We start from the raw sequence: 22,027 nt of genomic DNA on the forward strand, positions 1-22,027 counted from the left end.
TCTGTTGTGGATGAACGCAGCCCAGGGGAAATGGATGCACGACCATGCTGATTTAACCTGCCGCGCCATACCGGCAACGGCCGGCGAGGTCTTTCCGCCTCAGATGACCGTCTTCAACAGAAACGGAGAGCGCTCCAACGGACGCTGAGCGAGGATCCTCAGCATCGCAGGGCCCTGTATGCCGGAAGTCGTGCATGAGTGGCCGTCGTGATAGACCACCGTCATGACGCGGCTCAGACTATCGTATCTGATCTCCGCGATCGTCCGGGTATGAACCGGAAAGATGAATTCATGGGGTTGAGGTTTCTCCCCCGAAGTGTTCAAGCTCATTGCGGTGCCCCAACGAAAAAAGCAATTTTGGCTCGACCCTGCCCTGGTCTGAGCCTAACTGCGCCAATCAAGCACATATTGCTGCGACGGTCGCGTGACATCAGCGTGACATGCAGAAACGTCATGGCGAACGCAGGCCGGGCCTCCTGGAGCAGTCAGCTTTTAAAGGAAGCGCAGGACCGCGCCAGCCTTTTGTTTTTACGCAATTCCCCGGCAAAACCGCCTCGCGCTTTTCCTGGAATAGCTCTAACGCGCCAGTTGCTAAGCGGCGATCAACCGTTAGTGCAATGTCCTACGGATCTCGTGTGCGAGAGCGGTCTGCGGCCAGCATTCGAGCGTACGTGCCAGCGATCGAACCGCTTCGTCCACGTTGAAAACCACGTCCCCGAGCCGCTCGATCTCATAATCGAGTTCGTAGACCTCGACTTCGTCAAGGCCGTCACTCAGGAGCAATCGCCTCATCGCCTCGATCAGGCGCTCACTTCGCCCAACGATATCAAGAGCGCTTCGTATGATGATGTCGAACATGCACGTCCCCTCGCTTCGATAACGAAGCTTCGGCGATAATCGTGACGCTGACAATCCTGAAATCTTGTCAGACGCGGCTTCGAATCGTGGCGTAGAGATCCCTCAGCTCACGCAGTGCGGGTCGAGGCCGATGGCGCGGTAGTGCGGCGCGACGTCCGGCGAATGCGAGCGCGCCGGCGACCGCCGCGACGAGCAGGAGCGTCGAGGCCGGGTAGAGCTTCGCCGCTGCTTCCGTCTGACGCATTGCTTTGCGGGCACTTCCCTTTGCCGATCGACCGGCATCGAGGACTTGTTGCTGGAGTGCACCGATCTGCTTCCGTAGCGCGCTCAACTCTTCGCGCAGATCATGATCAGGCTGCCGGGGAACACCGACGGCGGCTGTCTTCGTATCGATGACCGCCTTCGGCACGGGCTCGCCGATCTTGGCTCCTCTGTTATCGAGGGTCGTCGTCTCAGTGACCTTGCGACGCGGCATTGCCATTTCTCCTTCTACAACATCCCCGTTTTTCTCGCAGTCACGGAAACGCCCTATCTTTTTGTTTTTACGCGATTCCCGACGCAAACCGCCGCGCGCTTGTGGCATTGCTCTAGTCGTCGTCGAGCGCGAAGACCGGCCGGTAGTGGCGCTCGGCAATCAGCAAGCTCCGGTCGGGCCGGATGATATAGATCTCCTCGACCTGGCGTCCCCATTGATCCGTGAAACTATGCGGGAAGGGAGACCCCACGGGCGATTTCGTCAATTTCGTGCGAGGCTGGCCATTATACGTGATGCTGCCGGGAATGGGGGCCAGTCCCGCCGACGAGTAATAGCCTGCGCCGGTCGTGCAGCCTGCCAGCACAACGGCGAAAACCAACCCAAATCCTATGCTCCGCTTCATCGAGCCCTCCAACGGCTTCAGTGTCGACCGCCGCTCCAAACCCTTGGCACGGTCATCACGACGGGTTCGGGAAACCTGTCGGTGCACTCGCGCATCAATGATCATCTCGGTTGCCGCCTGCCGCAGGCGCCTAAAACTCATCGCTGCGGCGCTTCACGGCGTGCCTCAGAGCCACCAAATGCCTTCGACGCTCCAGCATATAGTCGGCATATCCGACGCAGATGAACAGCAATGTCGGGCCGGCATAGATCATGATCAGAGCCAACGCGATGAGGATGAATGCGGTCGTCATGGTCTTGTTTCCATCAATACTGATCGTCGCAACTGAAGCGGCGAATGCGGACAAGCGTTCATCTCGCGATCCCTGTCCTTATTCCTTCAAAATTCGCCGGCTTCCTATTCGTTCCCTGCGCGATCGATTTCATTCACTTGGGATGCGCGATCGAACAACAATGACGAAGCTGACGGCTCGGCCGACCTCGATCACTCCTTCGGCCTTTCCTCTCGCATTGCCGCCGTGACGCTCTTGAGCAGCGGACTCGACAGCAAATCCTCGAGCAAAACCGTTAGCTTGGGCTTCCAGTTCGGATAGCTGTCACTGGTGCCTGGAACATTGGTCGGCCTTTTCTCGTCGGTGAGATCGGCAAGCCGAACCGCAACGAGCAGCGATGGGGTCCGCGCGATGAAGCGATAGGCGCTGACGGTCAGTGCCCTCAGCGTCTGCTCGTTGGCGAGCCGGGCAGGCAGGTTGAGGCCGGCAGCCTTGAGTGCCGTCTTCAGGTTCCTCCGCTCGCGCTTGCGGTCTTCGAGATGTTTTTCAGTGAGATCGGGCGGCACGATGCCGTGGTCGTACCGGGCTTGAATGTCGGCGCCGCGCCACCAGCCGGCAAGGGTCTGGTGGTCGTGCGTCGAAATGCAGGCCAGAGCGAGGACAGGATAGACGTCCGCCGGCTTGAAGCCCTGCTCGTCCTGTTCATAGGAAAGAATGCGATAGGAGAGAATGTGGGCGGCCGCCAGATCGTCCTGCAATCCCTTGGGGATCAGTCCAAGGTCTTCTCCGATGACGAGGCATCGATGCTCGCCGGACACCTCGGCGAGGATCTGCAGAAGCCGATCCGCTGGATAGCGCACATAGGCGCCGCCGTCCGGCCTGCTGCCCGATGGCACCAGGAAGAGGCGGCGAAGCGCTGCGGCGTGGTCGATACGGATGGCGCCCGCATATCGCATGGCAGCGCTCACCATGCGCCGGAAAGGCGACATTTCTCCCGCCGCGATCGCGGAAGGCAGATATCCGGCGAGATGCCAGTCCTGCCCGTTCACGGCGAATGGATCGGGCGGGCTGCCAATCGTGGCCTTCGCGAGATAGGTGTCCGGCTCGCTCCATGTCGCCGAGCCGTCGACCGCCTCCCCGACGGCAAGATCGAGATAGAGCCCGATCCGCATGCCGGCCGTCCGCGCCCGGTCCGCCGCCTGCATCAGTTGCCGGTGGGCAAGCCACTGCAGCCACATGTGGAAACCGACATCGTCCACGTGTCCGCGCTCGAATTCGGCGACGGCGGCGCTGTCGAAGCGCTGGAAATCGGCCGGCCACCGTTGCCAGCCGGCGCCCGCCCCGCGCTCGACCATGGAAAACGACAGGCATTCGAAAAGCGCGTGCAGCCGCAGGCTGTTACCGCCTTGCACGACGAAGGCGTCGAAATCGGCCGGATCATAGGCCTCGTCAATCAGGCTGCGCTGTCGCCAGACCGGCCAGAGATCGCGCAGGACCCTCAGCTTGATCTCTGCGACGCCGGCGTAGTCGACGAGATCGGTTTGGCGAAGGCTTGCCAATTGCCGTTCGAGTTCGGGACTGCAGGCAAAACCCGGCAACCGGTCGACCGCGATATAGAGCGGGTTGAGATGCTGGCGGCTCGAGGGCTCATAGGGGCTGCAACGGTCGGGATCGGCGAGAAACGGCGCGTGAAGCGGGGTGAGGCCGATGAAATCGGCGCCCAGCGATCCCGCGAGATCCGCCATTTCGGACAGATCCTCGAAATCTCCGATGCCCCAGTTGCGTGCCGAACGGAGCTCATAAAGCTGCAGGCTCACACCCCAGACGCGCGTGCCGGAAAGGAAATCCGGCAGAAATGACCTGGCGACCTTTTTAGCCGCCGGCGCGGGCTCCCGCCGCGGCGCGCCGGTCTCGTGATCGGCCGCTCCCGGTACGTCGATCTTCAGTGCCGAGAGGATCTTGCGTTTGGTCTCGCCTGAGATCGCCACCTCCCGATTGTCGGGACTGGGCCTGGTCAGGCTGATGCCGTGCCGGCGGGCGAGCTTGTCGAGCTCAGCAGATTTCATCGTTCGATCGCCTTCCTGTCAGCACGCCGTCAAACCTCGCCGATGCTCCAGATCACTGTCCAGGGCGCGAGATTGCCACCGTCACTGCCGCCGAGACGGAAGATCGTCTCGCCGCCGCTCTGCTGCGAGACGGGCGGCGCCGCCTCGGCGCCGAGGTTGGCGTGCAGATGAAGACGGCGGTTTTGCGCCAGGGTCCAATCTACCGCGAGCGCGCTTCCCGCCGCGCGATAGACTGCGTTTCCGGCGCCAGCGCCTTTCAGCAACGGCACGATCCTCTGGTGCCGGAGGTCGAGAAGCGTCCTGTAAAAATCAAGGACATCGGAGGAGGCGAGTTTCGACCAGTCCAGCTTGGCAGCGGCGAAGGTCGATGGCGCCGTCGGGTCGAGAAGGTCCTCGGCGTCGAAGCCCGGCAGACGGGAGAGCTCCTGGCGACGGCCTTTCCTGACCTTCTCGTTCAGGTCCTCGTCGAAATCGCAGAAGAAGGGGAAAGGTTCTCTGGCGCCCCATTCCTCGCCCATGAACAGCATCGGGATCTCGGGCGCCAACAGGTAGATGGCGGCGACAGCCTTGATGACATCAGCCGGGCTCGAAGCCAGAACCCGATCCCCCAGCGCCCTGTTGCCGATCTGGTCATGGTTCTGGATAAAGGAGATGAAAGCGGTGGGCGGGAGATGGCCGCTCGGCCTGCCGCGGCTTCCACCGCGGTACGGCATGTGTTCCCCCTGAAACACGAAGCCTTCAGCCAGCGCCCGGCCGAGCTTGCCAGCGTCGCCGGCGTAATCGGCATAATAGCCAAAGGTTTCGCCCGTGGCAGTGATATGCAGCACATGGTGTACATCGTCGTTCCACTGGGCGATGAACAATCTCACTTCCCCATTTTCGTCACGCTGCAACAGGTCGCTGTCGTTCTCCTCGTTTTCAACGATCAGGTGCACATGCCGGTCGCCGGCCGCGGCCCTGACGCGGCGGGCAAGCGCGTGAAGCAAATGCTCGGCGCTGTCGTCCTTGATGGCGTGGACGGCATCGAAGCGGAAACCGTCGAGCCTGAACTCGGTGATCCAGTAGATGGCGTTTTCGATGATGAACTCGCGAATCATCTCCGATCCGTCGCCGTCGTAGTTGATGCCGTTGCCCCAGGGCGTCTTGTGATGATCGGTAAAGAGTGGCGCATAGGCCGGGATGTAATTGCCATCCGGCCCGAAGTGATTGTAGACCACGTCCAGGAAAACCGAGATGCCGCGCTGATGTGCTGCGTCCACCAGCGCCATGAAATCTTCCGGCCGGCCATAGCTGCTGTCCGGAGCATAGGGAAGCACGCCGTCATAACCCCAGCTGTAACGGCCGGGAAATTCACTAAGCGGCATGATCTGCAGCGCCGTAACACCCAGCGCTTGCAGATGGTCGAGCCGCTCAATCGCGGCCTTGAAAGTGCCCTCCGGCGTGAAGCAGCCGATATGCATCTCGTAGATGACCATCTCTTCCCAAGGCCGTCCCGTCCAGTCGCTCGTCTTCCAGCGATAGAAGGAAAGGTCGACCACTTCGCTCGGCCCGTGCACATCCTGCGGCTGGAACCGCGAGGCGGGATCGGGAATTTCAAGACCATCCGGCAGGACGAAGCGGTAGCGTGTACCGACACTGGCATCCGCGACCGTGTAGTGGTGCCAGCCGTTCCCGACCGCCTGCATCGGCCGCGGATCAGCGCCTTCGATCTTCAACGACACGCTTTCATGCAAGGGAGCCCAGAGGCGGAATAGAATGCCCTCTTCGGTGAATGCCGGTCCGAACGTCATTTGGGTCAAAGGAAAGCCTTCGATGAAATGGGGATGGGATTTAGGTAACTTTTGTCAGGGCAAAAAGTTTCGCAGGCACGGAGAGCGCAAAGCGGCCCCCGTCGCGAGGCGCGCCACCGGCAGAGACCCTAAGAGTATGATTCCATCCTATCGGGAGTAGGATTTTATCCTATCGCGTGCTATAAACCTGCAAAATAGGAGTGTAATCGATGCGTTCGACGCAACAGATGAGCATCACGTTGCCCGTGGAAATGGCGAAGCGCGTTAAACAGCGGGTGTCTAACGGTGATTACGCCTCAGAGAGCGAAGTCATACGCGAGGGACTGCGGGCTTTGCAGGAACGCGAGAATGCCGTCGAACATTGGCTGCGAACAGAAGTTGCGGCCACCTATGATGCCTACAAGGCCGATCCCACCAAGGCCAAGCCCCTCGATGAGGTCTGGAAGCGCCTCGAAGCACGCATGGACGAAATCGATCGGGAAGAAGATTGATGAAGCGCTATAGTATCCGCCTTACTGATGAGGCGGAATTGGATTTGGCGAGCATCTATAGTTTCGTCCGCAAGACATCCGCATCTTCGACCGTCGCCCGCGATTACGTGGCACGCATCAAGACCTTTGTAAGTGGATTCGAAACGTACCCCGAGCGCGGCAGCATCCGCGATCATGTCCGACCCGGGTTACGCATTGTCGGTTTCGAGAGCCGTGTAAGCGTGGCGTTCGTGGTTGAGCCCACCGAGGTCGTTGTCCTCCGCATCCTCTATGCCGGGCAGCAGTTTGAAAGCGACGAGAGTTAGAGCTGGCCCAGAACGCAATACACCCAGTACATCCCCACTTCGATCGTCAAGCTGCGACGACTTTGCCCGAGAGCGCCTGATCCATCGCCGCCTGAAGCTGTTCCTGCGTGAATGGTTTCTTCATCCGCAGCATCCGGCCGAGGCCATTGTCCTCGGAAAACTCGGCATAGCCAGAGGCAAGGATGATGGGCAGCCCTGGAAAGGAGGAGCGAAGGTGACGCGCAAGCTCGGCGCCCGTCATGCCTGGCATGGCATGATCGGTGATGACGAGATCACAACCCTGTCCGTCGGCAAAGAATTCCAAAGCCTGGGAAGCGGAAGACGCTTCTTGCGGCAGGTGCCCGAGATCCTCCAGCATCGCCACGGTTCCCGTCCTGACAAGGGCATCGTCGTCGACGACGAGAATGGCAAGCGGCCGCGACGCCGGTTTCAAAGGCTCCGTCGCCAGAGGCTCGACGGGAGGCTGCACCTTAACGAAGGTTTCGGCAACGGGCAGCCAGAGGGAAACTGTCGTGCCCTTGCCCCGGACGCTCGATATCTGGATCGAGCCGCCGGATTGCGCCGCCAGGCCATGCACCATCGACAGGCCGAGACCGGTGCCCTTGCCGACCCCTTTGGTGGTGAAAAACGGTTCGGCGGCACGCGAGACCGTTGCCTCGTCCATTCCCTCGCCGTCGTCCGATACCGATATCCTGATGTAGTTTCCGCCCGCGAGCCCGGCCGGCCGGGCTTCTTCGGCTGCCGCCGCGGCCACCGTCACGGCTCCGCCGCTTTCGAGCGCATCCCGGGCATTGACGAACAGGTTGAGCAGCGCCAGTTCCAGCTGGTTGCTGTCGACCAGAAGGGGTGCCAGATCCGCCGGGATGCTTTTGCGGATTTCGATGCGCGGCCCCACCGCCTTGGCGAGAAGATCTTCGACGTTTTCGAACAACCGGAGGAAGTCGACTGCCTGCGGCTTGAGCTCCTGGCGGCGTGCGAAGGCAAGCAGGCGCTGGGTCAGCGCGGTGCCGCGCTCGGCCGCCTGGATCGCATTCGTCACCAGGCGTTCGCTGCGTTCATCGGCCGGAAGCCGCTTCTTCAGAAGGTTGAGGCTGCCGAGAACTGCCATGAGGAGGTTATTGAAGTCGTGGGCCACGCCACCCGTCAGGTGGCCGATCGTGTCGAGCTTTTGCGCCTCGAACAGCTGTGCGAGCGCCTCTTCGCGCTCGCGCGTCCTTTGATCGATCCGGTGCTCGAGTTCCTCGTTGAGCTCGCGCAGCTGCGCCGCCGAGGCCTCGAGCTCGGCGGTGCGCTGGTGAACGCGGGCCTCCAGCTCGGCGTTCAGGCGTTCGAGTTCCCTCGTCTTCCTATAGAGATCGGCAAAGACCCGCACCTTGGCTCTCAGCACCTCAGGGACGATCGGGACCGAGACGTAGTCGACCGCGCCGACCGCATAGCCGCGCAGCCGGTCCGGTTCGGCCAGCATCACGGCGGAAACGAAGATGATCGGCGTATTCTGATAGCGCGGATGCTGCCGGATCATGCTGACGAGCTCGAACCCATCCTGTTCGGGCATGCAGACATCGACGAGGATCACCGCGATTTCGGTGCGCAACAGATGTTCGAAAGCCTCGCGAGCGGATTGCGCCTTGATGAGGTTTTCTTCGAGCTCTTCGAGAATAACCTCGTAACTCAGGAGCTTTGCCGGTTGGTCGTCGACGAGGAGGATGTTGACGGGGTTCATGGCCGGATCCTCAGCGATGCAGCCACATGCGAAGAGCCGACAGAAGCTGCTCGGTATTGACCGGCTTCGCCAGATAGTCGGATGCGCCCGCTTCCAGGCATTTCTCGCGGTCGCCCTTCATCGCCTTGGCCGTCAGCGCCACGATCGGCAACCGCCGGAACCGAGGCTCCGAACGGATGACCTGCATCGTCTCGTAGCCGTCCATTCCAGGCATCATGATGTCCATCAGCACGATCGCGACAGAGGGCTCGTTGTTGATGACGTCGATGGCTTCGCTGCCGGTCGTCGCGGTCAGGACTTTCATTCCGCGGCGTTCGAGGACGCTGCTCAGCGCGAAGATGTTGCGGGCGTCGTCGTCGACGAGCAGCACGGTCTCGCCGACCAGATCCTCGTCCGAGCTGTGCAGTTCCTGCAGCGTCGCCTGTTTTGCGGCCGGCAGGTCGGCGACCACCCGGTGCAGGAACAGCGCCGTCTCATCCAGGAGACGCTCGGGCGACTCGACCCCTTTCACCACGACGCTGCGAGCCATGCTGTGCAGCGCCGCGTCTTCCTCGGCGGAAAGCTCCCGGCCGGTGAACACGACCACCGGCACTTCGCCGATCTCGGCGTCGTCGCGCATCTGCTCGAGCACTTCGAAGCCGGACATGTCGGGAAGAGACAGGTCGAGCACCACGCAGTCGGCGGCATTCTGCCGAAGCGCGGCGAGAGCCTCCGATCCGGAGCCGACGCTGGTGATATCGATGTCGTCATGTCCGAGAAGGGCGGTGACGCTCAAACGCTCGGCCTCGTTGTCTTCCACGAGCAGCAGATGCTTGCGGCGCGGCTGCGCATAGGCCTTCAATCGCGACAGTGCCCTGCCGAGGCCTTCCGGTGTCGTCGGCTTGCTCATGAAAGCGAAGGCGCCGCGGGTCAGCCCATGCTGGCGATCCTCGTCGAGGCTGATGATCTGGACCGGAATATGCCGCGTCTGCGCATTCTGCTTGAGCTGGCTCAGCACCGTCCAGCCGAGCATGTCGGGCAGGAAGATGTCGAGCGAGATCGCCGCCGGCCTGTAGTCCTGCGCGAGTGCGAGCGCATCGCTGCCGCGCATCGCCACCAGAACCTTGAATCCGTTGTCGCGGGCGAGATCCACCAGGACGCGGGCGTAATGCGCATCGTCCTCGACGACGAGCAGCACCGAGTCGCCGGCCGCAATCTGGTGGCGATCGTCTTCGACATGTTCGGTCGGCTTATCGGCGCGACGGTTTGCTGCCGCCTCGGCGAATTCCACGACATTTGCCGGCGGAACGGACTTCGGCGCAACCGCGCCGGCGCCGACATAGGTGAGCGGCAGGTAGAGGACGAAGGTGCTGCCGACACCTGGGGTGCTGCGCAACTGGATCTCGCCGCCGAGCAGGTTCGCCAGTTCGCGGCTGATCGCCAGGCCGAGACCGGTTCCGCCGTATTTGCGGCTTGTCGAGGCATCCGCCTGCTGGAAGGCCTCGAAAATGATGCGCTGCTTTTCAGGCGGTATGCCGATGCCTGTATCGACGACTTCGAAGGCGATGACCGAAGGCGCGTGCTTGAGCGAGGGATGATCGGACGACCAGCCGCTCGTTGCCGATGCGACGCGAAGCGTCACGCCGCCCTGCGCGGTGAACTTGAAGGCGTTCGACAGCAGGTTCTTGAGGATCTGCTGGAGCCGCTTCGAATCCGTGATGATGCTTTTCGTTATATCGGCGCCGACCTCGACTGCGAACGACAGGTTGCGGTTTTCCGCTTCGTGCCGGAACGGCCGGGCCATCACCTCGAGCAGGTTGCTGACGGAGATCTCCTCGGCATCGACCGAGACCGTTCCGGACTCGATCTTCGACAGGTCGAGAATGTCGCTGATGAGGTTCAGCAGATCGGTGCCCGCGCCATGGATGGTCTTTGCGAACTCGACCTGTTTGCCCGAGAGGTTGCCATCCGGGTTTTCTCCCAGCTGCTGGCCGAGAATGAGGATCGAGTTCAGCGGCGTGCGCAACTCATGCGACATGTTGGCGAGGAATTCGGACTTGTACTTCGATGTCAGCGCGAGCTCGGTTGCCTTCTCCTCCAGCGCGCGCCGGGCCTGCTCGATTTCCTGGTTCTTCGCCTCGACTTCGACGTTGCGCTCCTCCAGCTGCTGCGCCTTCTGCCCGAGCTGCTCGTTGGTCTGCTGCAGCTCGCGCTRCTGCGTCTGAAGCTCGGCGGCGAGCTGCTGGGACTGCTTGAGCAGGCCTTCGGTCTGCATGGTCGCTTCGATCGAGTTGAGGACGATGCCGATCGATGTCGTCAGCTGATCGAGGAAGGACAATTGCAGCTCGGTAAATTCGCCTGCGGAGGCAAGCTCGATCACCGCCTTCACCTGCCCCTCGAAATGCACAGGCAGAACGATGGCGCTTCTCGGCAGGGTCGTGAACACGCCGGAGCTTATCGGAACGACGTTGTCGGGAAGGTCGGTGACCAGGATGCGGCGGGCGTCGCTGGCGCACTGGCCGACAAGTCCCTGGCCGAACTCGAGCCGGGCCGGGTGCGCCGCCTCGCCCCCTTTCGCGTAGACGGAGAGGAGCGACAAGACCGGCTGCCGCTCGTCGGCATCCACCTGGTAGATGACCCCCTGATGGGCGCCGACCAGCGGCGCCAGCTCCGACAGCAGCATCTTTCCGACCAGCGTCAGGTCGCGCTGCCCCTGCAGCATGTTGGTGAAGCGGGCCAGGTTGGTCTTCAGCCAGTCCTGCTCGGTGTTGCGCTCGGTGGTGAGCCTGAGGTTGTCGATCATCGTGTTGATGTTGTCCTTGAGCTCGGCCACTTCACCGCGCGCGTCGACCTTGATCGAGCGGGTCAGGTCACCCTTGGTGACGGCGGTTGCCACCTCGGCGATGGCGCGCACCTGCGTCGTCAGGTTGGCTGCCAGCAGGTTGACGTTGCCGGTCAGGTCCTTCCAGGTTCCCGCGGTGCCGGGAACATTCGCCTGACCGCCGAGACGGCCTTCCACGCCCACCTCACGCGCAACCGTGGTCACCTGATCGGCAAAGGTCGCGAGCGTGTTGGTCATGTTGTTGATGGTCTCGGCAAGGGCGGCCACCTCACCCTTCGATGCGACGGTGAGATTTTGCTTGAGGTCGCCGTTGGCGACCGCCGTCACCACCTTGACGATGCCGCGGACCTGCTCGGTCAGGTTGGCGGCCATGACGTTGACGGTGTCGGTCAGGTCCTTCCAGGTGCCGGCGACACCCGGCACCTGCGCCTGGCCGCCRAGCTTGCCTTCGGTGCCGACYTCGCGGGCGACRCGCGTCACTTCGCCGGCGAAGGCGTTGAGCTGGTCCACCATCGTGTTGATGGTGTTCTTCAGTTCAAGGATTTCCCCCTTCACGTCGACGGTGATCTTGCGCGACAGGTCGCCGCGCGCCACGGCCGTCGTCACTTCGGCGATGTTTCGAACCTGGGTCGTCAGATTGGCCGCAAGCAGGTTGACGTTGTCGGTCAGGTCCTTCCAGGTGCCGGCGACACCGGGAACGACGGCCTGGCCGCCGAGCCTGCCATCGGTGCCGACTTCGCGGGCGACACGCGTCACCTCGCCGGCAAAGGAGCGAAGCTGATCGACCATAGTGTTGAGCGTATCCTTCAAGAGCAGGATTTCGCCGCGCACGTCGACCGTGATCTTGCGTGAAAGGTCGCCATTGGCGATTGCGGTGGCCACCTCGGCGATGTTGCGCACCTGCGCCGTCAGGTTGCCGGCCATGGAGTTGACGCTGTCGGTCAGGTCCTTCCAGGTGCCGGCAACACCGGAGACCTGCGCCTGGCCGCCGAGCTTGCCTTCGGTGCCGACTTCGCGGGCAACACGCGTCACTTCGCCGGCAAAGGCGTTGAGCTGGTCCACCATCGTGTTGATGGTGTTCTTCAGTTCGAGGATTTCCCCCTTCACGTCGACAGTGATCTTGCGCGACAGGTCGCCGCGCGCCACGGCCGTCGTCACTTCGGCGATATTGCGGACCTGGCCGGTGAGGTTGGAGGCCATGGAATTGACGTTTTCGGTGAGGTCCTTCCAGGTGCCGGCGACACCCGGCACCTGCGCCTGGCCGCCGAGCTTGCCTTCGGTGCCGACTTCGCGGGCGACGCGCGTCACTTCGGAAGCGAAGCGGTTCAGCTGATCGACCATGGTGTTCAGCGTTTCCTTGAGCTCGAGGATTTCGCCCGAGACCGACACCGTAATCTTCTTCGACAGATCGCCATTGGCGATCGCGGTCGAAACTTCGGCGATGTTGCGCACCTGCGCCGTCAGATTGCCCGCCATGGAGTTGACGCTGTCGGTCAGGTCCTTCCAGGTGCCGGCGACGCCGAGCACGTTCGCCTGGCCGCCGAGCCGCCCCTCGGTGCCGACCTCGCGCGCCACACGCGTCACTTCACCGGCAAAGCCGTTGAGCTGGTCGACCATCGTGTTGATGGTCTCCTTCAGTTCGAGGATTTCGCCCGACACTGTGACGGTGATCTTCTTGGAAAGGTCTCCCTGGGCGACGGCGGTCGCGACTTCGGCGATGTTGCGCACCTGCCCGGTTAGGTTGGAGGCCATGGAATTGACGCTGTCGGTCAAATCCTTCCAGGTGCCGGCGACGCCGCGCACATTGGCCTGGCCCCCGAGCCGGCCCTCCGTGCCCACTTCGCGGGCGACACGGGTCACTTCGGAGGCGAAGGCGTTCAACTGGTCCACCATCGTATTGATGGTKTYCTTCAGTTCGAGGATCTCGCCCTTCACGTCGACGGTGATTTTCTTCGACAGGTCGCCATTGGCGATCGCGGTCGAGACGTCCGCGATATTGCGCACCTGCGCCGTGAGGTTGCCGGCCATGGAATTTACATTCTCGGTCAGATCCTTCCAGGTGCCGGCGACACCGCGCACATTGGCCTGGCCGCCGAGCCGGCCCTCGGTGCCCACTTCGCGGGCGACACGGGTCACTTCCGACGCGAACGCATTGAGCTGATCAACCATCGTATTGATCGTTTCCTTCAGCTCGAGGATTTCTCCCGACACCGTCACGGTGATCTTCTTCGACAGGTCGCCATTGGCGATCGCGGTCGAGACCTCGGCGATGTTGCGCACCTGCGCSGTGAGGTTCGAGGCCATGGAATTGACGTTGTCAGTGAGGTCCTTCCAGGTGCCGGCGACGCCTGGCACCTGCGCCTGCCCGCCGAGCCGCCCTTCGGTGCCGACTTCACGCGCCACGCGCGTCACCTCGCCGGCAAAGCCGTTGAGCTGGTCGACCATCGTGTTGATGGTTTCCTTGAGCTCGAGGATTTCACCCGAAACGTCGACGGTGATCTTGCGCGACAGGTCGCCGCGCGCCACGGCCGTGGTCACCTGGGCGATATTACGGACCTGGGCGGTCAGGTTGCCGCACATGGCGTTGACGGAATCGGTCAGGTCCTTCCAGGTGCCGGCGACGCCCGGCACCAGTGCCTGCCCGCCGAGCTTGCCCTCGGTACCGACCTCGCGCGCGACGCGCGTCACTTCCGAGGCGAAGGATCGCAGCTGGTCGACCATGGTGTTGATCGCTTCCTTGAGCTGCAGGATTTCGCCGCGCACGTCGACGGTGATCTTCTTGGAAAGATCGCCATTCGCAACGGCGATCGTGACGTCGGCGATATTGCGCACCTGCGCCGTCAGGTTCGACGCCATTGAGTTCACGCTTTCGGTGAGATCCTTCCAGACGCCGGTCACCTCCGGCACCTGCGCCTGGCCGCCGAGTTTTCCGTCCGTGCCGACCTCGCGCGCGACGCGCGTCACTTCCGATGTGAAGACGCTCAGCTGCTTGATCATCGTATTGACGATATCGGCCGAGCGCAGGAATTCGCCTTTGAGCGCCCGCCCGTCGACGTCGAGCGGCACGGTCTGCAAGAGATCCCCCTTGGCGACCGCGGTGATCGTGCGCGTGACGGCTGTCGTCGGCCACAGGAGATCGTCGATCAGACCGTTGATCGATCCTTCCATTTCAGACCAGGAGCCGTCCGACAGGCCGAAGCGCACGCGCGTGCTCGTTCGCCCGTCCCGGCCGACCACCTGCCCGACATGCTCGAGCTGCTGGGCCATGCGCTGATTGGCGGCAATGATGTCGTTGAGGGCATCGGCGACCTTGCCGGTGAGTCCTGTCAGGTCGGACCGCATCCGTACGGAGAAGTCGCCGCGCCTGACCGCGACGAGGACTTCCAGAAGTGCGCTGGCGTCGTCGAACGCCATTGTTTTGTGGTCATGCCCATTGAGGCTGTCTACCGCAACGCTTTCGCGCGCGAATTCGCTGGATTGGTTGCTCACGAAAATCCCCCTGTTCGACGACTGGTAATTTAGCGCTCAACTCAGAAAATGGTATGGGCCATCCCGCATACAGCTTATCATGATTCAGTGCTTAAAATGAGCCCGATAGTTGCAGGTATCGAAAATGCCCGTCGGAAACCGTCTGGCCGGAATTTGCGGTTTTTCGTGCGCGGGGGAACACTTGCCTGCCGGCTGTCGTTTCAGTCCTGACGATGGAGAGCGACATGTCGAACGTCTCGAGGACAGGCAAGGAAGAGATCAACAACGCGACCAGCCCGACCACCTTCGGAAAGTCGGTCGAGAGCCAGGCGCAAATTAAGGATGYGGCTGCGCAAGCGTCGCCCGACGCCGGCGGCGAGATGCTCAACATCTACCGGTTGGAGCCGATCGCCGCACCCGACGATCCGCGATGGGACAATTCCCCCGGACATGGCACCGTCGTCGTCGCCGCCAGAACGCCCGGTGACGCGAGGATCGTCGCCGCGGCTCGTGAACTCGATTTCATGGAGGTGGATGCGGCTCCCGCCGAGGATGTGACGACGGTCAATGCCAGCGCCTTTCKGGACGATAAGCTTTACACCGTCATCGAGATCGATCGGAACAGACGCGATGTCACGCGCGGGATCGTCGACGGTGTGGTCACCATCGACACCATCCGACCGGTTCAAACGGACTGACGTAGCAATTCCCCGGCGCGATCGGCGAGACGCCGGAGCGTCACCATCGCAGTTCCTCTCGTTTCCTCGGAGTTCTCATGAATACGGCCAACCTCCAGCTCAAAGGCCTGATCATGGCCATGGCAGCGATATGTGATGCGATCGTCGAGAAGGAACTGCTTACCAGCGGGGAACTCAATGCCGCTCTCTCGAAAGCCACGAAGGCAATCGAGGAGGACGACGACCATGAACTGTCGGATGCCAACCGCGCCGCGATCCTGTTCCCCATCCGTGTGCTGCAGCTCGCCGAGGAGGCAGGCAGGAAAGGCGAACGGTTGACGTTTTCGGACTATGCCAAGCTCGTGGCAAAGCTGACCTGAACATGCCCGATGGCTTTACCCTGATGCTGTTGACATCGGAGCGGGTTCGCTTCGGGTCCGTCACGGAGGATCGGGGCCAAGCCGTTTTTCTTCTCCACGGTCATCCAGAACGCATATGACCTGGAGCAAGGCGGCGGACTTTCTGGCACCGGACCGCATACGGGGCATCTCCCTCTTGACCTCCACCCTGGTTGACTTCATACCATCAACAGATATATAAATACCTCGTCAACCAAGGAGCCGCTCAATGGCCCGCCACGCATCCGGTCCCGTCACAGTGCAGGAAGAGCCGAATTCCATCAGGACCGCGTTTCTGCGACGTGCGACATCGGCGCTGGAACGCATTTCGGCGAACGTCCCGGCAAAGGACCTGGCCGATGCGCTTTCAGCCCCGACCGACGCCGGATCGTTGGCGCAGCTTCTCAGCCGCTCGGATATGGTGGGCGCGGCTATAAACGATCTCGATCCGCTGGTTCCGGCGCTAGCTCGCAACGTCGAGCATCGGCAAAATCTCGTCGAGCGGGCCGGCGGGACAGTGTCAGCCGAAGACGCCGGACGGATGCTTGGCATCAGCAGACAGGCCGTCGACAAGAGGCGGCGGGCCGGCACGCTGCTTGCCGTACGCGAGGGCAGCGACTGGCGCTATCCGCTCTGCCAGTTTGACCAAGGTGAGGTGATCGCGGGGATTTCCGACGTCGTGCGTGATTTTGCCGCCGCCGGTCCCTGGATCGCATTGGATTTTCTGCTTGCTGCCGATACGGCTCTCGGTGGCCGGACAGCCCTGCAGGCGCTGCGCGACGGCGATCGCGAAGCAGTCCGGCGTCTGATCCGGATTGAAACCTCCGACGGCTTTGCCTGATGCCGGCAAATGCAGGCAGAGGGCCGTCGGGATCTGCCCTGCCCCCGCCTCCTTGGCTCGCCCATTCGTCATTGCCGATCGACCTCATTGCGGCCGGGCAGGTTCTTCATAGGGTCCATCGGACGCCTCTCGATCCCATCTTCTTTGGACCCGGCCCCGGGATTGCCGCCACCAATCGTTTCGACAGCGCCAGCGGACGTTTCGGAATTCTCTATGTCGGAATGAGCCGCAGGGGAGCGATTGCGGAAACGATCCTGCGCAATCCCCAGCGGTTGATGGTGTCGATGACCGAAATCACCACCCGCGCCATCAGCGAACTCAGCTGTATCAGACCGCTGAGGATCGTGCGCATGCACGGCACCGGCCTGCAGGCCCTCGGCACCGATAATGCCGTCTCCACCGGCCCTTACGAACCATGCGGCCTCTGGGCCGACGCGCTTTGGGACCATGCCGACCAGCCGGACGGTCTCGCCTACCAGTCACGTCACGATTCGAGCGAGATCTGCCTTGCCCTTTTCGAACGCAGCGACATGGCGTTCGACAGAAAGGGCATGCTTCCGCTCTCCGGTATCCTCAAGGAGATTGCCGCGATCCTCGAGGTCTACGGCAAGTCGCTGTCACCGGTCGGCCCCGTTTAGACGGCGAACGCGGCTGCAGTCGACAGGCGATGGCACGCTGCCCCGTGGCAATGCGCTGTCAATTTTGCGATAAGTTGATTTATTTTGTCTTGTTTTCTGGCCGTTTCTGAGGCTATACGGCGACCGCATATATTCACGCACCGGGAATTTCTTCGTGACCAGCCTCAAATCGCTTATGGCCGCCTGCGGCCTCTCAACCATGATCGGCCTTGCCGCAAATCCGTCTTTGGCCGGTTCGGCGACCTACCCGCTGACGCTGGAAAACTGCGGCGCACAGGTGACTTTCCAGAAGGCGCCCGAACGGGCGATTGGCCTCGGCCAAAACAGCGCTGAAATCCTGCTGCTGCTCGGCCTTCAGGACAAGATGGCCGGCACGGCCTTCTGGCCGAGCAAGGTTCTGCCGCAGCTCGCAGAAGCCAATGCCAAGGTCAAGCTTCTGACCGTCGAGATGCCGACCTTCGAATCGATCCTCGCCGAAAATCCCGATTTCGTGGCCGCGGCTCTGCCAAGCCTGGTCGGGCCGAACAGCAAGGTCGCCAAGCGCGAGGATTTCGACAAGGTGGGCGTCGCAACCTATCTCTCGCCCAGCACGTGCCTCAGCACCAAGGACGTCAAGGACCAGTATGGCAGCCGCGCCGAGCTGTGGAATATGGATCTGCTCTACAGGGAGATCGACGAACTGTCGCAGATCTTCGACGTCGCCGATCGTGGTCAGGCGCTGATCGCCGACTTCAAGGCACGCGAAGCCAAGCTTCGCTCCAGCGTTTCGAAGGACGGCAAGAACCTTTCCTACGTCTTCTGGTTCTCCAGCCCCAGCCCGTCGGCGGACGCCTATCTCGGCGGCAAGAACAGCGCGTCCGGCTTCATCGCCGACCTGCTCGGCGGACACAATGCGATATCAGCGGAAGCGGAATGGCCGACGCTCGGCTGGGAAGGCATCATCGCCTCCAATCCCGACGTCATTGTCGTCGCCAGTCTCGACCGCAACCGCTGGGAGCTCGACAAGCCGGAGGCCAAGATCAATTTCCTGAACACCGATCCGGCCGTCAGCCAGATCCCTGCCGTCAAGAACAAGACGATCGTGATCATGGACGGCCAGGCCATGAACCCGACCGTTCGCACGGTCTACGGCGCTGAGCAGGTGGCCGGCCAGCTGAAGGCTCTCGGTCTGTTGAAGTGACGGAAGCGGGCCGTATCTTCCGGCAGCTGGGAGCCGTCTTCGCACTGCTCCTCGCCTCTTTCTGCCTCATCGCTATCGCCATTGGCGTCAGCGTCGGGATCGGCGACCTGCCGATCCCACTTGCAACCACGTTTTCGGCCGTAACCAACCGGCTGGGATGGACCGCGGTCGAACTGAACCGCATCCATGAGACCGTCATCTGGGACTATCGTCTCAGCCGGGCGCTCGTTGCCGCCTTCTGCGGTGCGGGCCTTGCGCTATCGGGCGCGATCATGCAGTCGCTGCTGCGCAATCCGCTTGCCGAACCCTATGTTCTTGGCATATCTGCCGGCGCCTCTTCCGGCGCCGTCGCGATCGTCATCTTAGGCGTCGGCGCCGGCGCGGTCTCGCTTTCCGCCGGCGCGTTTGCCGGTGCCTTCGCAGCCTTCTTCTTCGTCGCCCTGCTGTCGAACGGCACCCGCGGCGGAGCGGATCGCACCATCCTTGCCGGTGTCGCCGCTTCGCAGCTTTTCAACGCCACCACGTCCTATATCGTCACCACCTCGGCTAATGCGCAACAGGCCCGCGACGTCATGTTCTGGCTACTCGGCAGCTTCGGCGGCGTGCGCTGGCCGGAATTCGCGCTGGTTTCTATCGTCGTCGGCATCGGCCTCGTCGGCTGCCTGTTTTACGCCCGCGTGCTCGACGCCTTCGCTTTCGGCGACGAGGCGGCATCCTCGCTCGGCGTCAATGTCGGCTGCGCGCGGATGGTGCTCTTCGCGCTAACGGCAATGATGACGGCGACGATCGTCAGCATGGTGGGGTCGATCGGCTTCGTCGGCCTCGTCGTGCCGCATGTCGCCCGCTTCGTCGTCGGGCCGTTGCATGTCCGTCTCCTGCCGGCCTGTGCCATCACAGGGGCGATCTTCATGGTGCTCGCCGACATCGCCGCACGCGCCCTCATTCCGAACCAGATCCTGCCGATCGGAGTCGTCACGGCGCTGGTCGGCGTCCCGTTCTTCTCGATCATCCTCTACCGGTTCCAGCGCGCATCATGAGCATCAAGGCCGACAACCTCATCTGGAAGATTGGCAGGAAGACCATCCTCGACGGCGTTTCCCTGGACGCACCGCCGGGCAAGATGCTCGGCCTGCTCGGGCCGAACGGCTCGGGCAAGACCTCGCTCCTGCGTCTTCTGGCCGGCCTGAAGCGGCCGCATTCCGGCCGCGTTACGCTCGACCGGAGCGACATCGGCACGATCAGCCGCCGCTCGATCGCCCGGCGGATCGCCTTCGTCGAGCAGCACGCCACGACAAATGCCAATCTGAAGGTCGTCGACGTCGTCAAGCTCGGCCGGTTCCCGCACCGGTCGATGTTTTCAGGCTGGACGAAGGCCGACGAAGAGGCGGTCGAAAGTGCGCTCGCGCGCGCCGGCATGGCGGAGAAGCGCGACGATCGCTGGCAGAGCCTGTCGGGCGGCGAAAAGCAGCGCACCCATATCGCAAGGGCGCTCGCCCAGTCGCCCCAGGAACTGATCCTCGACGAGCCGACAAACCATCTCGATATCCAGCATCAGATCGGCCTGATGCGGCTCGTCTCCGGTCTGCCGATCACCAGCATCGTCGCCCTGCACGATCTCAACCATGCTGCCATGTTCTGCGACCAGCTGATCATCATGCAGCAGGGCAGGATCGTCGCCTCCGGCGCGCCGCAGGATGTGTTGAGCGAAGACCTTCTGCGTGACGTCTTCTCCGTCGAAGCCCGCATCGAAGCCTCACCCTATCACGCGCGCCCGCATATCCATTATCTCAGGTGAGAGCGGCTCTCACGTCACGATCTGCAGCGGCAAAGCGGTCGTCTTTTTCAGCGTTTTGAGGACGATGCTTGACTTCACCGACGCCAGATTGTCGGTGACCCGGATCATTCTTTCGAGAAACTGGCTGAGATGTTCGAGGTCACGCGTCATGACCTTCATCAGAAAGTCGGCGTCGCCGGTCTGCGAATAGCACTCCAGAATCTCCGGCGCGGTCTCGATAAAGCGATGAAGCTGCTCGTTTCCGCCTTCGGTATGTGCTCTCAAGCTGACAAGAGTATGAGCAACGACGGTGAAACCCAGTTTCACGGGATTGAGGATGGCCACGACGCTCTGGATATATTTCTCATTGCGCAGCCTTTCCAAACGGCGCGCGCATTGGGTCGCGGAGAGATTGACCTTCTGAGACAGTTCGCTCTGCGTCACCTCGCTGTTTTGCTGGAGAGCGGCGAGCAATTTGATATCGAACTGATCAAGCATGACCACCACACCGAGACGGAGAATTTCTGCACATCATAGCCATGTTGCGCCGATTGTCTGCATGGATGCGCCGTCACGGGGAGATAATCGCAGAAATTCGCCGCGAAAGCTCCGTTAGTCTCCGACTTAGAGTTACGAAAACGAGGTGGACTTGTGTTTGACAAACTGAACAGCCGGCCAGCCGACAGCCTGCTTGCACTCATCAAGGCCTTTCAGGCCGACGATCGCCCCGGCAAGATCGACCTCGGCGTCGGGGTTTATCGTGACACTATGGGACGCACGCCGGTGATGCGTGCCGTGAAGGCAGCGGAGCAGTTTCTCCTGGAGACCCAGGACAGCAAGAAATATCTTGGCCCGGAAGGTGATCTGCAATTCGTGCGCCTCCTGCAACCCATCATCTTCGGAAAATCGCCAAAGTTTACTCAACGCCTTGTCGGCATTCAGACACCCGGTGGAAGCGGCGCCCTGCGTCTCGGTGCTGAGCTCATCCAAGCGGCAAATCCATCGGCGAAGGTTCTGCTCGGAACACCAAGCTGGCCAAATCATGCGCCGATCTTTAGCTCGGCGCGCCTGCCGGTAAAGGAGTACGCTTTCGTTGACCTGATGTCGCAGCAAGTGAAATTCGAAAGCGTGGTCGACGCCTTGTCTTCTGCTCGGGAAGGCGACGTCGTGCTGCTTCACGGTTGCTGCCATAATCCGACCGGTATCGATTTTACCATGGAACAGTGGCGGCGGATCACCGAGCTTCTTGTTACGCATAGGCTGGTGCCGTTCATCGACCTCGCCTATCAGGGCCTTGGTGACGGTCTCGAACAGGACGCCGCGCCGACGCGCATGATCCTCGACGTGGTCGATGAGGCGCTGATCGCCTATTCCTGCGACAAGAATTTCGGCCTCTATCGCGAGCGCGTCGGAGCGCTCTATGTCATGACCCGCAATGTCGATGACATCGGGAAGGTCGAAAGCAACATGGCGGCACTTGCCCGCGTGAACTGGTCCATGCCGCCCGATCATGGAGCCGCAATCGTCAGGACCATTCTCGAGAGCGAAGAGATGTCGGCCATGTGGCGCGCTGAGCTTGAAGAGATGTGCCTGCGCGTCAACGGCAATCGTGCGGCGCTGGCCGCCGCCTCCCCTGATCTGGCCTTCATAAGCAGGCAACGCGGTCTGTTCTCCAATCTCTCCATGTCCAGGGAAACGGCAGTGGCGCTCAGAATGAGCCACGGCATCTACATGGCGGATTCCGGGCGTATGAACCTTGCGGGCATGCAACCGGCCGACGCCGACGCCATCGTCGCGGCGCTCAGAGCCGAAGGCTGCCTGAAATCGCCGACGGTCGCCTGACCGAAT

General features: G+C 62.0%; 20 protein-coding genes and 1 pseudogene. 11 read left to right on the top strand and 10 right to left on the bottom strand.

Features of this window, described 5'->3' with window-relative positions:
• Window positions 1–99: 99 nt before the first annotated feature.
• The 7 genes from AC1ECN_RS20430 to treZ all read right to left on the bottom strand — a co-directional run bounded on the left by AC1ECN_RS20430 (window position 100) and on the right by treZ (window position 5,863).
• Window positions 100–330 carry a hypothetical protein gene (locus AC1ECN_RS20430; RefSeq protein ID WP_018073034.1) on the bottom strand — a complete coding sequence of 77 codons (231 nt, stop codon included), beginning with the start codon at window positions 328–330 and terminating at the stop codon, window positions 100–102.
• A gap of 279 nt (window positions 331–609) precedes the next feature.
• Entirely contained in the window at window positions 610–858 is a 249-nt protein-coding gene (locus AC1ECN_RS20435) for a hypothetical protein (RefSeq protein ID WP_018073033.1), read from the bottom strand.
• A gap of 67 nt (window positions 859–925) precedes the next feature.
• A complete protein-coding gene (locus AC1ECN_RS20440) occupies window positions 926–1,333 on the bottom strand; it encodes a hypothetical protein (protein ID WP_024319697.1) in 408 nt (135 codons plus the stop codon).
• 112 nt (window positions 1,334–1,445) lie between these two features.
• On the bottom strand, window positions 1,446–1,736 hold the full coding sequence (locus AC1ECN_RS20445) for a hypothetical protein (protein WP_024319696.1): 291 nt from the start codon (window positions 1,734–1,736) through the stop codon (window positions 1,446–1,448).
• A 130-nt stretch (window positions 1,737–1,866) separates the two neighbouring features.
• A complete protein-coding gene (locus tag AC1ECN_RS20450) occupies window positions 1,867–2,082 on the bottom strand; it encodes a hypothetical protein (RefSeq protein ID WP_130673584.1) in 216 nt (71 codons plus the stop codon).
• Between the two features lie 137 nt (window positions 2,083–2,219).
• Window positions 2,220–4,073 (bottom strand): 4-alpha-glucanotransferase, encoded by a 1,854-nt coding sequence (malQ, locus tag AC1ECN_RS20455; RefSeq protein ID WP_130657002.1) that lies wholly within the window; start codon window positions 4,071–4,073, stop codon window positions 2,220–2,222.
• A gap of 29 nt (window positions 4,074–4,102) precedes the next feature.
• Window positions 4,103–5,863: a malto-oligosyltrehalose trehalohydrolase gene (treZ, locus tag AC1ECN_RS20460; RefSeq protein ID WP_392397320.1), complete on the bottom strand. Its 1,761-nt coding sequence runs from the start codon at window positions 5,861–5,863 to the stop codon at window positions 4,103–4,105.
• 209 nt (window positions 5,864–6,072) lie between these two features.
• On the opposite strand from treZ, the gene AC1ECN_RS20465 reads away from it, so the two are divergent.
• Window positions 6,073–6,354: a type II toxin-antitoxin system ParD family antitoxin gene (locus tag AC1ECN_RS20465; protein WP_011649474.1), complete on the top strand. Its 282-nt coding sequence runs from the start codon at window positions 6,073–6,075 to the stop codon at window positions 6,352–6,354.
• Entirely contained in the window at window positions 6,354–6,659 is a 306-nt protein-coding gene (locus AC1ECN_RS20470; RefSeq protein WP_024319693.1) for a type II toxin-antitoxin system RelE/ParE family toxin, read from the top strand. The genes AC1ECN_RS20465 and AC1ECN_RS20470 overlap by 1 nt, the downstream gene beginning before the upstream one ends.
• 46 nt (window positions 6,660–6,705) lie before the next feature.
• Here the strand turns inward: AC1ECN_RS20470 and AC1ECN_RS20475 are convergent, their stop codons facing one another.
• Both AC1ECN_RS20475 and AC1ECN_RS20480 read right to left on the bottom strand, forming a co-directional pair.
• Complete coding sequence (locus tag AC1ECN_RS20475; protein ID WP_018073027.1) at window positions 6,706–8,382, bottom strand: response regulator; 1,677 nt, start codon at window positions 8,380–8,382, stop codon at window positions 6,706–6,708.
• A gap of 10 nt (window positions 8,383–8,392) precedes the next feature.
• The gene (locus AC1ECN_RS20480) at window positions 8,393–14,692 is read right to left on the bottom strand and encodes a HAMP domain-containing protein (protein WP_477953941.1); all 6,300 of its coding nucleotides are present in this window, start codon (window positions 14,690–14,692) and stop codon (window positions 8,393–8,395) included.
• A 212-nt stretch (window positions 14,693–14,904) separates the two neighbouring features.
• On the opposite strand from AC1ECN_RS20480, the gene AC1ECN_RS20485 reads away from it, so the two are divergent.
• The 8 genes and pseudogenes from AC1ECN_RS20485 (at window position 14,905) to AC1ECN_RS20520 (ending at window position 20,200) form a co-directional block, all read left to right on the top strand.
• Window positions 14,905–15,369, top strand: coding sequence for a hypothetical protein (locus AC1ECN_RS20485; RefSeq protein ID WP_477953943.1), 465 nt, complete (start codon window positions 14,905–14,907; stop codon window positions 15,367–15,369).
• Between the two features lie 77 nt (window positions 15,370–15,446).
• A complete protein-coding gene (locus tag AC1ECN_RS20490; protein ID WP_024319690.1) occupies window positions 15,447–15,728 on the top strand; it encodes a hypothetical protein in 282 nt (93 codons plus the stop codon).
• Window positions 15,729–15,730: 2 nt separating this feature from the next.
• A pseudogene (locus AC1ECN_RS20495) lies at window positions 15,731–15,882 on the top strand (alpha/beta fold hydrolase); the annotation flags it as partial.
• Window positions 15,883–15,975: 93 nt separating this feature from the next.
• The gene (locus AC1ECN_RS20500; protein WP_024319689.1) at window positions 15,976–16,587 is read left to right on the top strand and encodes a helix-turn-helix domain-containing protein; all 612 of its coding nucleotides are present in this window, start codon (window positions 15,976–15,978) and stop codon (window positions 16,585–16,587) included.
• On the top strand, window positions 16,587–17,225 hold the full coding sequence (locus AC1ECN_RS20505; protein ID WP_024319688.1) for an RES family NAD+ phosphorylase: 639 nt from the start codon (window positions 16,587–16,589) through the stop codon (window positions 17,223–17,225). Before AC1ECN_RS20500 ends, AC1ECN_RS20505 begins: the two co-directional genes overlap by 1 nt.
• 154 nt (window positions 17,226–17,379) lie before the next feature.
• A complete protein-coding gene (locus tag AC1ECN_RS20510) occupies window positions 17,380–18,405 on the top strand; it encodes an ABC transporter substrate-binding protein (RefSeq protein ID WP_024319687.1) in 1,026 nt (341 codons plus the stop codon).
• Window positions 18,402–19,442 (top strand): FecCD family ABC transporter permease, encoded by a 1,041-nt coding sequence (locus AC1ECN_RS20515; protein ID WP_024319686.1) that lies wholly within the window; start codon window positions 18,402–18,404, stop codon window positions 19,440–19,442. The genes AC1ECN_RS20510 and AC1ECN_RS20515 overlap by 4 nt, the downstream gene beginning before the upstream one ends.
• On the top strand, window positions 19,439–20,200 hold the full coding sequence (locus AC1ECN_RS20520; protein ID WP_024319685.1) for an ABC transporter ATP-binding protein: 762 nt from the start codon (window positions 19,439–19,441) through the stop codon (window positions 20,198–20,200). Before AC1ECN_RS20515 ends, AC1ECN_RS20520 begins: the two co-directional genes overlap by 4 nt.
• A gap of 9 nt (window positions 20,201–20,209) precedes the next feature.
• Here AC1ECN_RS20520 and AC1ECN_RS20525 read toward each other — a convergent pair whose 3' ends face one another.
• The gene (locus AC1ECN_RS20525) at window positions 20,210–20,677 is read right to left on the bottom strand and encodes an Lrp/AsnC family transcriptional regulator (protein WP_018073018.1); all 468 of its coding nucleotides are present in this window, start codon (window positions 20,675–20,677) and stop codon (window positions 20,210–20,212) included.
• A 153-nt stretch (window positions 20,678–20,830) separates the two neighbouring features.
• On the opposite strand from AC1ECN_RS20525, the gene AC1ECN_RS20530 reads away from it, so the two are divergent.
• A complete protein-coding gene (locus AC1ECN_RS20530; RefSeq protein WP_024319684.1) occupies window positions 20,831–22,021 on the top strand; it encodes an amino acid aminotransferase in 1,191 nt (396 codons plus the stop codon).
• Window positions 22,022–22,027: the final 6 nt, after the last annotated feature.

The organism is Rhizobium sp. 01N447_2 (assembly GCF_056399245.1).

Coding starts and splice junctions, on each gene's coding strand:
- AC1ECN_RS20475 (WP_018073027.1), bottom strand. CDS start 8,382: ATGAACCCCGTCAACATCCTCCTCGTCGACGACCAACCGGCAAAGCTC.
- AC1ECN_RS20465 (WP_011649474.1), top strand. CDS start 6,073: ATGCGTTCGACGCAACAGATGAGCATCACGTTGCCCGTGGAAATGGCG.
- AC1ECN_RS20490 (WP_024319690.1), top strand. CDS start 15,447: ATGAATACGGCCAACCTCCAGCTCAAAGGCCTGATCATGGCCATGGCA.
- AC1ECN_RS20470 (WP_024319693.1), top strand. CDS start 6,354: ATGAAGCGCTATAGTATCCGCCTTACTGATGAGGCGGAATTGGATTTG.
- AC1ECN_RS20435 (WP_018073033.1), bottom strand. CDS start 858: ATGTTCGACATCATCATACGAAGCGCTCTTGATATCGTTGGGCGAAGT.
- AC1ECN_RS20500 (WP_024319689.1), top strand. CDS start 15,976: ATGGCCCGCCACGCATCCGGTCCCGTCACAGTGCAGGAAGAGCCGAAT.
- AC1ECN_RS20430 (WP_018073034.1), bottom strand. CDS start 330: ATGAGCTTGAACACTTCGGGGGAGAAACCTCAACCCCATGAATTCATC.
- AC1ECN_RS20525 (WP_018073018.1), bottom strand. CDS start 20,677: ATGCTTGATCAGTTCGATATCAAATTGCTCGCCGCTCTCCAGCAAAAC.
- AC1ECN_RS20520 (WP_024319685.1), top strand. CDS start 19,439: ATGAGCATCAAGGCCGACAACCTCATCTGGAAGATTGGCAGGAAGACC.
- AC1ECN_RS20505 (WP_024319688.1), top strand. CDS start 16,587: ATGCCGGCAAATGCAGGCAGAGGGCCGTCGGGATCTGCCCTGCCCCCG.
- treZ (WP_392397320.1), bottom strand. CDS start 5,863: ATGACGTTCGGACCGGCATTCACCGAAGAGGGCATTCTATTCCGCCTC.
- malQ (WP_130657002.1), bottom strand. CDS start 4,073: ATGAAATCTGCTGAGCTCGACAAGCTCGCCCGCCGGCACGGCATCAGC.
- AC1ECN_RS20445 (WP_024319696.1), bottom strand. CDS start 1,736: ATGAAGCGGAGCATAGGATTTGGGTTGGTTTTCGCCGTTGTGCTGGCA.
- AC1ECN_RS20440 (WP_024319697.1), bottom strand. CDS start 1,333: ATGCCGCGTCGCAAGGTCACTGAGACGACGACCCTCGATAACAGAGGA.